This window comes from Ruminiclostridium cellobioparum DSM 1351 = ATCC 15832, assembly GCF_000621505.1.
GTDB classification, from domain to species: Bacteria; Bacillota; Clostridia; order Acetivibrionales; family DSM-1351; genus Ruminiclostridium; species Ruminiclostridium cellobioparum.
The window spans coordinates 195452-209114 of sequence record NZ_KK211289.1 but is presented as its reverse complement, the minus strand read 5'-3'; the positions used below and the strand labels follow the sequence as shown (position 1 = coordinate 209114).

The following is a 13663-nucleotide window of genomic DNA, read 5'->3' as shown; positions in this document are numbered from 1 at the left end:
GGGAAGTTTGAATATGAATTATAAAGAGAATTATGATGTAATAGTAGTAGGAGGCGGCCCGGCGGGAATCATGGCAGGTCTGGCTTCGGCCAGGGTTGGAGCCAGCACGTTGATAATTGAAAGAAACGGTTTTTTGGGCGGTGCAGCTACAAATTCCGTTTTAGGCCCGATTTCTCCGTTTCATTTTGGTGATGAGCAGGTTATAAACGGAATTCCGCAGGAATTCATAGAAGAACTGGTCAAGGTCCACGGCAGCACCGGACATTTAAAAGCGCTGGACGCATATGGCAGCGGAGCATATCTTGGTTTTTACGACAGGGAAAAATACAAATATGTGGCCGAAGAAATGCTTGTTAAGGCAGGAGTGGATATATTCTTTCATGCCTTCATAAGCGAAGTGCAAAAAGAAGGTGACAGGATTAATGGAGTTACTGCCATAACAAAAGCAGGCTCAAAAAAATTCGGCGCTAAAATTATTGTTGATGCAAGCGGCGACGGGGATGTGGCTGTTATGGCCGGAGCCGGCTATGTGTACGGAAATGCCGAGACCGGCAAGGCACAGCCCGGTTCATCAATGTTTGAAATGGTGGACGTGGACACCGACAGGGTATATGAGTATATTTATCAGAATCCCGATGACTTTGAATGGAAATCCGATTTGGTTCCGGTGAGGGAGTACAGCGACAGGTTAAAGCAGCACTATTTTGTAGCCCAGGGATTTAAAAAGCTGGTTAAAAAGGCTGTTGAAGCAGGAGATCTGTGCTTCGGAAGAGACAGTGTAATAGTGTTGAACGGTATCCATCCCGGCAGCATCCACTTTAATGCCACAAGAGTGACGGGCTATAATTCTGCAGACCCTGTTGAAAAATCCATCAGTGAAATTGAAGGAAGAAGGCAGATAGAGTCTGTTTCGGAATTTATGATCAAGTATGTTCCCGGCTTTGAAAAGGCATATGTAAGTGTTACAAGTAATGAAGTAGGCGTACGTGAAACAAGGCATATAAAAGGCCTGTACACTTTGACCGCTGAGGATGCCGGAGAAGGCAGAAAGTTTGAGGACGTGGTTTCCAGAGGATATTTTCCCATGGACATCCATAATCCCGACGGTGTAACCGGCTATACCGAAGGTAAGAGCGGTGGCTGCTGGGTGGATTTAAAGGATACCTATGATATCCCCATCAGATGCCTGATACCTGAAAAGCTGGATGGAATGGTTTTAAGCGGAAGATGTATTTCGGGAACAAGCGAAGCTCACGGTTCATACCGTACCCAGGGCGGTATTATGGGAATTGGTCAGGCATCCGGAGTCGTTGCGGGCTTATGTGCTGTTAAGGGTGTGGAACCAAGGAATATAGACGTAAAGGAAGTACAGCAAAAGCTGGTTGAGTTTGGAGCATCGGTTTGGCGTGACGAAGAAAAGAAGGCTAAAGAGGAAGCCCATGCCACAGAGTGCGTAAAAAAATACATGAGCAGACGTGACAAGTGTATCACAAAAAAGGAAGTTATGGACCAATATTATAAGTAGTACCGGATGCAATACATTAGATTCATGAAATTCATAAATACTCCTAAATTAAGCGCCTGAAGGAATATTCTTTTGGGCCGGTTTTTTAGGCAGGTTTTTCTCATAAATGATTTTATAAATTTATTCTAAATATCAAAACATAAAAAAATCATAAGGCAAGGCAGGGGGGAATTATATGAAGGTACCCAGGATACTGGTAGTGGGAAGCTTTGTAATGGATTTGATATACAGTACTTCAAAGGTTCCCGGTGAGGGAGAGACGGTAAATGACGGACTATCGTTTGCTTCGGCACCTGGGGGAAAAGGTGCAAACCAGGCTGTTCAGGCCGCCAGGCTTGGCATGGATGTGACCATGGTAGGCAAGCTGGGACAGGACATGTTTGGGGATGAGCTTCTGAAAGCTGTTGAAAGTGCCGGTATAAACGCCGAAGGGGTTATCAGAGACCCCTCCTGTTCATCGGCGGTAAGTAATGTGGTATTGGAAGTGGTGCCGGGCAAAAAAGCCAAAAACAGGATAATAGTTGTACCCGGTGCCAATATGTCACTGACTGTAAGTGATGTGGAATTCTTAAAGGATAAAATTTCACGGTATGATATGGTAATCCTGCAATTGGAAATACCATTGGAGGTAAATAGAAAGGTCATTGATTACGCATATGAAAAAGGAGTGCCGGTAATGCTCAACTCTGCTCCGTATCAGCCTCTGGACGACGACCTTCTCTCCAAACTGACATATATTTCGCCCAATGAGCATGAGGCGTACGGCCTGACAGGAATTAAAACTACCGCCGGGGATGGCGGAATAGATATAAATAAAGTCGAAATGGCCGCCAAAGCTCTGCTCGGCAAGGGTGTTAAAAATGTGATAATAACACTTGGCAGCAATGGTGTGGCATTTATGAACAGGGATATGTTCATTGTCAAACCCTGTGTGGACATTGTAAAGGTAGTTGATCCCACGGCAGCGGGGGATTCCTTTACAGGAGCCTTCTGCTCGGCGGTGTGTATGGGCATGACTATTGAAGAAGCCCTTGATTTTGCCAACTATACTGCCACCATTACGGTTTCGAGAATGGGGGCAATAACCTCTCTGCCGGTTCTTCAGGAGGTCAGGGATTTAATGAAAAAGGATAATTACATTGGAAAACGGGGGGTGTGATTATGGAGCAAACATTGGATGACGTATTAAAAAATTTTGTTGACATTTCCATAAATGAGATAGAAGCCTTAAAGAAGGATATAAGCCTTGAGGTTTATAAAAAGGCCATGGAGCTCATAATGGATGCCGAGGAGCATGGGAGCAGGGTACATATCACGGGAATCGGAAAGCCGGGGCATGTGGCGGGCTATATAGCCTCCCTGCTGTCGTCTACCGGCACTCCTGCTTATGAGCTCCACGGTACCGAAGCAGTTCACGGCTCCTCAGGCCAGGTAAGGCCGGGAGACGTCGTGATTGCAATATCAAACAGCGGTGAAACCTCTGAGCTTAAAGCTACCGTGATGACACTGAAGAACAATGGGGCAAAAATTATTGCGGTTACCGGTAAAAGGGACTCCTGGCTGGTCAGAAATGCCGATGCCTTCCTGTATGCGGGGGTTGAAAACGAGGGCGATCCCCTGAACAGGGCTCCCAGGGCGTCAATACTTGCAGAAGTGTTCGTGCTTCAGATATTGAGCCTGCTGCTGCAGTGTGAAAAAAATATTACTCCCCAGCAGTACGTTAAGTGGCATCCGGGAGGAACTCTGGGACAGCTGAGAGAAGATGAAAAGGACAAATAAAGGAGCGGACTATGCTTAAAACAGCTTGTATAAATCCCGGGCTGGCAGGACTTCTGGCAGCATGCGGGCATGGTGATAAAATTTTGATAGCCGACGGAAACTATCCCTTGGAATCAAACACAGGAGGGAATACCAAAAAGGTATATCTTGGATTGACACACGGTGTTCCCTCTGTGACTCAGGTTTTGGAGGTCATTGATAAAACTCTTGCCATTGAAGCCGCAGAGGTAATGGTTCCCGGGTCGGGAGAGGAACCGGAGATATTCGGTGAGTTCAGGAGTATCCTTCCCGGGGATGTAGTACCGGGCAAGCTTGACCGGTATGAATTTTATGAAGCATGCAAACAGGATAATGTTAAAATAGCAGTCTCAACAGGTGAAAAGAGGGTGTTTGCCAATATACTGATCACTGTGGGCGTTGCATAAATCAGATAAACTTTGTTTATAACACATACGCTTTTGAAAAGTATTCCCGGCGGGTTTGTTAGTTGCCCGTCGGGAATACTGCTGTTAAAAGCCTTATACTTAAGGTGTTCCGGAATTCTGTTTACCGGTGGAACTGCAGCCAGGCAAGGTCGATGCTGTTTCCGGGAAGGAAAATCAGGGATACCGTCTTTTTACCGGTAACCGTTTCTCCCAGTGGAAATACTGCGCTTGTGTAATCCTCGGAACCATCCGCAAATATCACTTTTTGAATTTTTTCTTCTTCACCGGTAAATACAATTTGAATGGAATTGCTTGGTAATTCCGATCTCCAGCTCAAGGCGACACTGCTGGTACCGGTATCACCAAAGTCCATATTTTCATATATGATGGAAACATTGTTTCCGATATTCTCAACCGTACCGGCATTGACCCTGAAAGAATCCCCGTATATGGTATCGTATTCCGCGGCAGAAAGTTTTTGAAAAGCCTTCACGTATTTTTTAAAGGAAAAGCCCTTGATATGGACCTTTTCCCTGAATACCAGGCACAGGGTGGTCACGCCCCGCAAACGTCTGGGAAGCTTATAAGTCACTTCCTGGTAAGTGTTCCAGACGGATCCTTTGTCATAAGCCGCCGTACAAAGCAGTTCGCCGCCTTCGGAAGGCATTCCTTCCCATATTTCGAAAGTAAACGGCTCTTTTCCAAGCGGAAACAGAGGCAAGGTGATTTCATCCGAGCCGTAATTTCCAAAGTCCACATCTTTGAAGCCCACGTGACTTTCACCGCTGCGCAGGGTTGCAATACCACGCTCGTTGCCGTTGGTGAGTTCGGCATTGCTGCAGTTGCACAGCCCTGCCGACACAAAGCCGTAAGGATCCAGGAATGCTTTACCCATACCTGTAATATTGATCACCTGCTGTGATATTATTGTCACATGTCCGCGCCCGTTCCTGGCAGCGCAGCGCACATGGACCCTGCCGTCGCCCTTAGGGATCACTGTTGCGCTTTTGCCGTCCCCGGCAACCTGGAGGATGCCCAGGGGACTGTCTATACCACCCGCATCGGTCAACCGCCAGTATAGGTCGCTGTATGTGGCATTCTCAGGGAAAATCCGTGCGGTAACAATGTAGTCACGTACCGACAGTTCGATCTTCCGGATGGGAATGTCATTGTCATCCATTGCCGCCGATATGTGAGGCGGGTCGTCATTTTCACACTTTACGACGGCCAGAAGCTTACCGTTAAACAACCGCCTGCTGTCCGTGCGGTATTGGTCGTAGTCTGTGGAGTCGCCGTTGTCCAGGGTCAGAAGTTCCCCTCCCTTTACCGAGATGCGGACTCTGCAGTTGGCATTCTCCACACAGTTACCGTTCCTGTCTGCAGCCGTAACGGTTATAAATTCAAGCTCTCCAAACCTTTCACGCTGGATTTGAAGACTTTCCGCGTCACCAAAGGAGCTCCTGGACTCTTCTGCAATTACATTGCCCTGTTCGTCATAGGCTACCGCCCGCAAGGTTCCGGGCTGGTAAGCTATTTGCCAGCCGGCTGAAAAACGGTCTTTGAGGGTTACCGCACCCAGACTTGCATTGTTGAAAAACAGCTCGATCTCCGGTGCATTTGAGTAGACCTGTACATCTATGATTTGCCCCGGTGAAAAATCCCAATAGGGGAAGAGATGCACCATGGGTGCTTCCTTGTAGTCGGTCCAGGCTGCCTGGAACAAATAATAGGAATCCTTGGGGAAACCTGCCGTGTCAATGTGTCCAAGGTAAGAGTTCTTTGTGTGATATGGAGTGGGCTCGCCGAGATGGTCCTGTCCTACCCATACGAAATGCCCCAGTGAATACGGCGTATCCAGGTCAAACTTTACACAGGCTTCAACGCTTCTGGCCCCCCAGCTGGTTGAACTGTTGCCCAGAGCCGAACACTGCAGGTCATCGTCGGCTAAAATGGACTTGCTGAGTGGGAAGTGATAAACTCCGCGGCTTTGCACGGTGGAGCAGGTTTCGCTGCCATAGATGATCCAATCGGGATGTCGGCTGTGATGATTATCATAAAGCGCCTCACCGTAGTTGTAACCGATGAGTTTAATTATATCGGCGCATTTCTGGGTATTCTCCCAGGGCATATAATTGGAGCAAAGAGTCACAGGCGCATGCCCCTTGTAGTCGTGCTTCCTTACAAGCTCAATCAGGCGGTTCATGGTTTCGGCTCCGGCCCGTGCATCCAGATGGGTATCGTGAATCTCATTGCCGATGCTCCACAGGATGATCGAAGGATGATTTCTGTCCCGGCGTATCCAGGATGCCACATCTTTTTCAATCCAGCCGTCAAAGAACCTTGCATAATCATAGGTATTCTTGGGTTGTTTCCACATGTCCAGAATTTCCGACATGACCAGGAAGCCCATTTCATCGGCAATATCCATAAATACTTTGGCTGGAGGATTGTGCGCGGTACGCAGGGCATTCACACCCATGCTGCGAAGCAGGGTCAGCTGCCTGCGTATGGCATCAGGGTGCACCGCCGATCCCAGCGAACCCAGATCGTGATGCAGGCATACGCCTTTAAACTTAACGGGCCTCCCGTTGAGGAAAAAGCCCTTATCGCTTGTATAGTCAATGGTACGGAAGCCGAAACGGGTATGCTCCACATCTGTGATAACGCCGTCTACCAGTAATTCGGAGCGCAAGGTATACAGCTGCGGATTATCAATGTCCCATGGCAGGATATCGTCTCCTGCATCCAGCAGAGTGTGCTTGACCTCATATGGCCTGCCGCAGGTTTCCACCTCGGCATCGGCCTCGAAAAACCATTGGTTATCCCGTTTGCCGCTAGTAATATATATACCGTCCGAAACAAAATGGCTGGCATTTTTAACCTTTAAAAACACATCCCTGTATATGCCGGCACCTGTGTACCAACGGGAATTGGGGGACTTATAGTCCACCTTCAGCAGAATTGTATTATTTCCTTCTGAACGTAAGAAATCGGTTATATCGTATTCAAAGGCGGTATAGCCGTACTTCCATTCCCCCACCTGCCGGTCGTTTACAAACAGCGTGCTGTCCATATAGACACCGTCAAAACGGAGGAACAGTCTCTGCCCGTCCTGGAGAAAGCTGGTGTCGAATTCACGCCTGTACCAGCCCAGACCGCTTTCATACAAATTGTTTACATCATAAATCAACCAATCGTGGGGTATTTCCACGGGTATAAAGTTTTTGGGCTGGTCTTTGGCAAACATCCAGCCATCATTAAATAATTTCATATTAACCTCCATGAGCCACATTTGTGGCCACAAAATGTAATGAAAACTTATATCCTTTATCGCAATGTGGCGAATAAAGGAGGTTAATTGGCCATGTGCGCTTTCAAAGTATTGCGAAATACTTTGAATATTTCGCACGGCCATAAATTCACAGGTTAGTTTGGAAGACGAACGCAAGTGAAGTCTTTCAAGCTAACCTCCGAACAATGTTATTCAGTCACATTTTCATTCTCCAATTGCCGGACGGAACCGCGTATTTGCAGCTGTGGCGGGAACAGGACGTTCTTTCCCTCCGATCCGTTAATTAAAGACAATAGAAGTTTTGCGGCAGCCTGGCCCAATTCCTCCGAAGGGTGGTTAATGCTGGTGAGTGAGGCAATCTTGGCCGGTTCGGAATTATCGATTCCCACCACAGAGAGATCTTCGGGGATATTTCTGCCGTTTTGACGCAGATAGTCAATAAGCCTTAAGGCCATATGGTCGTTAAAACACAGAGCTGCGGTGCACCCGGCCAGCTGATCCAGAAATCGGCTCCCGTGCAGCAGCTGCTGTACACTCTCCTTTGAATACCAGAAAATCCGGTCCTCCCGGATCGGAATGCCATGCTCCTTCAGTGCCCTGACATAGCCCAGGTAGCGCAGGTGCCCCTGCCTGTTGATGTGTGAGAATATGCCCGAAATATTGCGGTGTCCCATGCTTATAAGGTGCTTTGCCGCTGAATATCCCGCCATAACATCATCCAGGCTCACATATGGAATGGACAGCTCGGAGTAGAACGAATCAATAAAAACCATAGGCGTTCCCGCCTGTATTAGAGAATTGTACAAATCAAGATTTGCACAGGGCAAGGCACTCCTTGTGGGAACGATGATCAGGCCGTCAACATGCCTTTCAGCCATGAACTGCAGAGACCTGGCCTCGGTTTCCACAGAGTTGTTGGTAGATGCCAACTGGACGGCATAGCCGCAGGAGGAAAGAATACCTTCTATGCCGCGCACGATACTTGGAAAAATATAATTGTCCAGATATGTAGAAATTATGCCAACCGTCATGGTACGTTCCCTATCCAGGGCAGGCGGGTTAGGTTTGCGGGAGGAGACGTAGGTTCCGCTGCCCTGGACCCGGGAGATATAACCCCGCTGCTCCAATACCTCCAGTGCCCGGCGCACGGTTTGACGGGAAAAGCCGAACTTTTCTCCAAGCTCGGTCTCGGACAGAAATTTATCATTTGGCTTGAATGCTTCGGTGGAAATCTGTTCAACTGTCCACTCAACAATTTCCATATACTTGGGGGTGTAAATCATAGGTTCCTCTCTTTTATTCCTGAATTTTCAAATAGCACAACAAGTTAATTTGATATTTTTATTATAAAGTATCATTTATTATAAATACAAGTGCTATATTGTTGTAATTACAACTAGCGGTTTTGTTGAAGTGCAAGTAAAGAGAGTATTAGAGAGGAATACCCGCTCAAATGGCGCAACAATCGAAGATTATAGGATGCTTGATAAATAAGTAGTTGTATTGACAAGTAAAAATAATATGGCAAAATGTGAAATGTTTTTAAAAACCTGTGCCATATTGTGGTACAGGTTTGAGAAAAGAAGTGAACACACTTATGATTTTGTATTAAAAACTTATTAAATATGAAAGGGCTGTCAAATTAAAGCAAAAACATCTTCAAAATTATCAATATAACAACACAGCAACTTTTGCAAGTCAAATGACAATATAAGCATATTATTTATTACCCGAAATTGTTATTATCTGAATATAGGTGACTAATTGTAAGCTATCTCTGGGGGTGTTAAATCGTTTGAAGAAAGTTTTGTGCTGATATGTGCAATTGCGCAGGGGTAAAACCATAAATTTGCAAAAGATGCTCAGGTTTATGATTATTATTGCTATCTTGCAGCAGGAAAATAGAAGAAATTTTATGCAATATTTTTATGTATTACTTTCTGAAGCTTATTTGTACAACCGGTCTCCGGGAGTACAAGTTTCCACTCTCTGTTAATTAAAAAATAAAGAAAAGGGGTGCACCTTTGTCTGGAAATACACAAAAACTCAAAAACTATTTAAAACGCTACTGGACACTATATCTTCTGCTTGTCGTGCCGATCGTATATTTTCTTGTGTTCCGTTACATACCGATGACTTACATCCAGATAGCATTCAAGAAATACAGTATAGTGCAGAGTCCCTGGGAAATGCCCTGGGCGGGCAACCATGGTTTTGAGTACTTTATAAAGGCCTTTGCAAACAGGGACTTCATTTTTGCATTGCGCAATACGATTTTACTCAACCTGCTGGATCTGGTGATTGGATTCCCTGCTCCCATAATACTGGCATTGCTGCTCAACGAGCTGACCTTTGCAAAGTTCAAGCGGGTTACCCAAACGGTTGCATACATGCCTCACTTTCTTTCGTGGATAATCATTTCGGGTATGGCATTGCAGTTATTTGCGCCAAGTACGGGTCTCCTGAATATCATGCTGAATCATATGGGGGTTGAATCCATTCCGTTCCTCAATGATCCGAAGCATTGGGTGGCGACATACATATTGCTGGGAGTATGGCAAAGTGTGGGCTGGAACTCCATCATATACCTGGCCGCACTTACGGGAATCAATCCCGAACTGTATGAAGCTGCTTCAATCGACGGGGCAGGGCGTTTCAAAAAAATGTGGCATGTAACACTGCCGGGCCTTCGTTCTACTATTATCGTTCTGCTGATTATGAATCTGGGACGTATTCTGGGCAGCGAGTTTGACAGACCATATGCTTTAAGAAATGCTCTGGTTGACAACGTATCAAATGTTATCTCAACTTTCGTATATACTAACGGTATCCGTGGCCTTCAATTCTCTTTAACTACTGCGGTGGGACTGTTTCAGTCTGTAGTTTGTGTTATTTTCCTCATCGGGGCGAACTCACTAGCCAAGAAATTCGGCGAACGCGGTATTTGGTAGGGTATGGCTAATATTTGAAGGAGGATATACAGAATGATTAAATCAAAAAGTACCAAGTTAGGAGACTGGATAATAGCTTTCATATGTTTCCTGGTTATTTTAGTCTGTCTTTTACCGCTGGTTAACATTGCGGCGCGTTCTCTCAGTGCCTCGGAAGCTTTGATTAAAGGAGAGGTCACACTTTGGCCGAAAGGCTTCAATATCAGTGCCTATAAATTGGTGTTCAACGACAGCAAATACGTCTGGTCACTTGGCTGGACTGCAATATTGACATTTATTTGTACGGTGGTATCCATGGTCATGACAACCATATGTGCCTACCCGCTCACTTACGACAAGCTTAAAGGACGTAAAGCCATCAACACCTTGATTATTTTTACCATGTATTTTAATGCAGGTGCAATACCAAACTATTTGCTGATGAAGGATCTTGATCTTATTAACAAGCCTTTGGTATTAATAATTCCAAGCTGTCTGAGTGTATTCAATATGATCATAATGCGCAGCTTCCTGTACGGGATACCCGACAGTTTGCGCGAATCTGCAGAGATAGACGGCGCAGGGCCCATACGCACCCTTGTCAGCATCTATTTGCCGCTGTCTACCTCGGTAATAGCAACTCTCTCACTCTTCTATGCGGTGGGACGCTGGAATGGTTTTTCAGATGCACTGATTTATATGGGTAATAGAAAATATTATCCTATTCAGCTTCTGCTTTACAACATCATCAATAACATTAACAATATCGAGGTCTCAGCTCAGGAGGGCTTTGCCAACCCGGGTCTCTCGGACGGCATTAAAGCGGCGACGGTCATGTTTGCCACCGTACCCATCCTGCTGGTATATCCATGGCTTCAACGGTATTTTATCACCGGTGTGACCATAGGAGCAGTAAAGGGATAGTTTGTATTTAGACATAATATGTCTAATTATGATAAATTAAAGGAGGATTTTATATGAAAAGAGTACTTTTAGTTTTATTGGCCTGCCTTCTTGTGATTACCAGTTTGGCAGCCTGCGGTTCCAGTGACTCCACAGCTGCATCAACCGCCGGTTCATCAGCGGCTGTGAGCAGTACCGCAGACGGCTCGGCAGCAGGCGCTGAAGGTCTGCCTGGAAGATTTGCGGAAAAGAAATCCATCACTGTTGAAGTATTTGACCGTGCTGTAGATGGTGGAACAAAGGCAGAAGATAACTTCTATACCAATTGGATTAAAGAAGGAATGCTTCGCGACTATAACGTTGAAGTTACATTTATTCCGGTACCCCGTTGGACTGAGCAGGAACAGATGAACAATCTCCTTGCTGCAAACAGTGCACCTGATATTTGTCTTACATACAGTTATCCAACTGTACAGACCTATGCAAACATGGGTGGTATACTTGACCTGGCTCCGCTTCTCGAAAGCAATAAGCAATTACTCCCTGACCTGTACTCTCTGGTTGGAGAAGAGAATCTGACCTGGAATAAGGATCCGGACAAGGGAACAATCTGGGCCATTGAGTCCATGCTCTTTCAGAACAAACGTATCAACACTTTTGTTCGTGAAGATTGGCTGAATAAACTGAACATAAAAGAACCGACAACCATTGAAGAGTTTGAAACAATGCTTAAGGCCTTCCAGAGCAATGCTAAAACATTACTCGGAGCTAACGCCGACAAGATGATTCCTTTCCTCCTCAGCGTAGATGTAGGCTGGAATGCTGATCATTTAATAACATCCTATATCCCTGACAGTTTTGTAAATTCCGACAAGGATTATTGGATTAACGGTTTTGACGACAGACACTTATTGGCTCCGGGCTACAAGAACGGAATCAAGAAGCTCAACGAATGGTACAATGCAGGTTTGATCTGGAAGGATTTCCCGCTGTATCCTGCCGGAGACAAGAATATAGACAACCAGATGAAAGCCGGATATGTCGGAGCAATGATACATAATTGGGATTATCCGTACCGCGGCGGAGATGACAGTATTATTGCAAATATGAAGAAGACAGTTGGACCTGATGCGGCATTTATTGCAGTAGAGCCCTTCAAGAATGACGCAGGGGTATACAGAAAATTACTCAGCCCTCCGATTGACCGTAAAATATTCTTCCCGGCAACAAATAAAGAACCTGTTGCATCATTGCTTTATCTCAACTGGATAAGCAAGCTTGACAACCGTAAGTTCCTCCAGATCGGAGAAGAGGGTGTTACTCATGAAAAGACTCCGGACGGCTTAATAAGGACAATAGCTACTACTGGAGATAAATACATGAATTCTCCCAATAATATCGATTACACTATGACAATAAACGGTCTGGATCTTGGCGAGCCCGATTTGACAATGAAATCCGTCGCTCTGGGCTATGCCGGAATAGATGCGAAATATGTTACAAAAGCATATGAACTTACCAGCAAAGATGCTGTTATCAGTAAACATATCAATGTAGGCGAGATCAAGGCGGAAGAAGGAATGGGTCCGGCACTTAAGGAAAAACGCGATAATATGCTGACTCAGGCCGTAACTGCAAAACCGGACAAATTTGACTCCATATATGACAACGCATTTAAGGATTTCCTTGCTTCGGGCGCTCAGGCTATAATAGACGAACGTGCAGCAAAATATGAAAAGTACTACGGTAAATAATTCTTATATTTTACTATAAGATAAAAAAATGAAAGAGCTGCTTCACATAAGGAGAATTGTTGTGAAGCAGCTCTTTTGTTTAGAAATTTTATATCACAGCGTATTATGCGGAGTTGTGTACTTCTATAAATCCTGTTTGAAGTTGGAATAAAAATACTTTGGGGTAACACCGTATTCCTTTTTGAAGGCCCTGAAAAAGTTTGAATAGTCGCCGAACCCGCATTGCTTGAAAACCTCTGTTATGGGTATGCCCTTAAGGATCAGCTCTTTGGCGAGAATCAGCTTTTTTTGAATTATGTATTTATGAATGGTAGTACCCGAATGTTTCTTGAACTCCCTCAACAGGTGATACTTACTGAGGAATACGTGCTCCGAAAGAGTGTCTATGGTCAATTCTTCCTCAATGTGATTATTTATATATTCAATGATATCGGTAATCATATTACTTTTTTTAACATCGGCATCAGGTCTTATACTGTTGTGTTGTAAAGCCATGTTGATCTGGACGAATAATTCCACGAAATATGCCTTGTAAAGAATGTCACTTCCTATGCCGTCATAGTTTTCAATTGAAATGATTTTGTGAAAAATTGACCTTATATTCTGCTGAAGGTCAAGAGACAATCTGATAACATAATCCTTTTTGTTATAAAAACATTCGGCCAAGTCGGTTTTATCGGTTGAAAGACTGTTCAGAAAGTTTTTATCTATCCATAAAACGATTCTTTCATAGGGAACGGTATGGTCTTTAACAATGAGCTGGTGGAGCTCGGTGGTATTGACGGGAACAATATCCCCCGGTTTCAAGGCATAGGTTTTGCCTTCAATGTAATAACTTACATTGCCTGAAATAAAATAGAAGCACTCGTAAAAATCGTGGTGATGCAGAGAAACCTTTTCAATGGTTGAATCTGAATAATAAAATATTTCATAGTCCTTTGCATGCATTTGCTGACGGGTTTGATAATCGTGATACCGTTTTTTCATATGCACCTCTAACTTTACTTTAAGGTAAGAAAATCTTTCGGCAGCCGGAAAATTTTCCATATAACCTG

At 44.9% G+C, this 13663-nt stretch carries 10 protein-coding genes; 7 read left to right on the top strand and 3 right to left on the bottom strand.

The features are described from left to right. Positions 1 to 13 precede the first annotated feature (13 nt). The 4 genes from T344_RS0120285 (at position 14) to T344_RS0120270 (ending at position 3729) form a co-directional block, all read left to right on the top strand. Entirely contained in the window at positions 14 to 1525 is a 1512-nt protein-coding gene (locus tag T344_RS0120285; RefSeq protein ID WP_027630205.1) for an FAD-dependent oxidoreductase, read from the top strand. A 175-nt stretch (positions 1526 to 1700) separates the two neighbouring features. Next, positions 1701 to 2684: a ribokinase gene (locus T344_RS0120280; RefSeq protein WP_027630204.1), complete on the top strand. Its 984-nt coding sequence runs from the start codon at positions 1701 to 1703 to the stop codon at positions 2682 to 2684. Between the two features lie 2 nt (positions 2685 to 2686). Continuing rightward, positions 2687 to 3304: a KpsF/GutQ family sugar-phosphate isomerase gene (locus tag T344_RS0120275; protein ID WP_117407530.1), complete on the top strand. Its 618-nt coding sequence runs from the start codon at positions 2687 to 2689 to the stop codon at positions 3302 to 3304. 11 nt (positions 3305 to 3315) lie between these two features. Next, the gene (locus tag T344_RS0120270) at positions 3316 to 3729 is read left to right on the top strand and encodes an RbsD/FucU family protein (protein ID WP_027630202.1); all 414 of its coding nucleotides are present in this window, start codon (positions 3316 to 3318) and stop codon (positions 3727 to 3729) included. A gap of 121 nt (positions 3730 to 3850) precedes the next feature. On the opposite strand, the gene T344_RS0120265 is transcribed toward T344_RS0120270, so the two are convergent. Together T344_RS0120265 and T344_RS0120260 are read right to left on the bottom strand one after the other, a co-directional pair. Then, positions 3851 to 7000, bottom strand: a complete 3150-nt coding sequence (locus T344_RS0120265) for a glycoside hydrolase family 2 TIM barrel-domain containing protein (RefSeq protein ID WP_034862490.1) — start codon at positions 6998 to 7000, stop codon at positions 3851 to 3853. Positions 7001 to 7209: 209 nt separating this feature from the next. After that, entirely contained in the window at positions 7210 to 8304 is a 1095-nt protein-coding gene (locus T344_RS0120260) for a GntR family transcriptional regulator (protein WP_027630200.1), read from the bottom strand. Positions 8305 to 9045: 741 nt separating this feature from the next. On the opposite strand from T344_RS0120260, the gene T344_RS0120255 reads away from it, so the two are divergent. Genes T344_RS0120255 through T344_RS0120245 form a run of 3 tightly spaced genes read left to right on the top strand, consistent with a single transcriptional unit; the run spans position 9046 to position 12608 of the window. After that, complete coding sequence (locus T344_RS0120255; protein WP_027630199.1) at positions 9046 to 9972, top strand: ABC transporter permease; 927 nt, start codon at positions 9046 to 9048, stop codon at positions 9970 to 9972. A gap of 33 nt (positions 9973 to 10005) precedes the next feature. Beyond that, complete coding sequence (locus T344_RS0120250) at positions 10006 to 10875, top strand: carbohydrate ABC transporter permease (protein WP_027630198.1); 870 nt, start codon at positions 10006 to 10008, stop codon at positions 10873 to 10875. Between the two features lie 53 nt (positions 10876 to 10928). Then, positions 10929 to 12608 (top strand): type 2 periplasmic-binding domain-containing protein, encoded by a 1680-nt coding sequence (locus T344_RS0120245; protein ID WP_027630197.1) that lies wholly within the window; start codon positions 10929 to 10931, stop codon positions 12606 to 12608. A gap of 123 nt (positions 12609 to 12731) precedes the next feature. Here the strand turns inward: T344_RS0120245 and T344_RS0120240 are convergent, their stop codons facing one another. After that, positions 12732 to 13595 carry an AraC family transcriptional regulator gene (locus tag T344_RS0120240; protein ID WP_027630196.1) on the bottom strand — a complete coding sequence of 288 codons (864 nt, stop codon included), beginning with the start codon at positions 13593 to 13595 and terminating at the stop codon, positions 12732 to 12734. Positions 13596 to 13663: the final 68 nt, after the last annotated feature.

Coding starts and splice junctions, on each gene's coding strand:
- T344_RS0120285 (WP_027630205.1), top strand. CDS start 14: ATGAATTATAAAGAGAATTATGATGTAATAGTAGTAGGAGGCGGCCCG.
- T344_RS0120280 (WP_027630204.1), top strand. CDS start 1,701: ATGAAGGTACCCAGGATACTGGTAGTGGGAAGCTTTGTAATGGATTTG.
- T344_RS0120275 (WP_117407530.1), top strand. CDS start 2,687: ATGGAGCAAACATTGGATGACGTATTAAAAAATTTTGTTGACATTTCC.
- T344_RS0120270 (WP_027630202.1), top strand. CDS start 3,316: ATGCTTAAAACAGCTTGTATAAATCCCGGGCTGGCAGGACTTCTGGCA.
- T344_RS0120265 (WP_034862490.1), bottom strand. CDS start 7,000: ATGAAATTATTTAATGATGGCTGGATGTTTGCCAAAGACCAGCCCAAA.
- T344_RS0120260 (WP_027630200.1), bottom strand. CDS start 8,304: ATGATTTACACCCCCAAGTATATGGAAATTGTTGAGTGGACAGTTGAA.
- T344_RS0120250 (WP_027630198.1), top strand. CDS start 10,006: ATGATTAAATCAAAAAGTACCAAGTTAGGAGACTGGATAATAGCTTTC.
- T344_RS0120245 (WP_027630197.1), top strand. CDS start 10,929: ATGAAAAGAGTACTTTTAGTTTTATTGGCCTGCCTTCTTGTGATTACC.
- T344_RS0120240 (WP_027630196.1), bottom strand. CDS start 13,595: ATGAAAAAACGGTATCACGATTATCAAACCCGTCAGCAAATGCATGCA.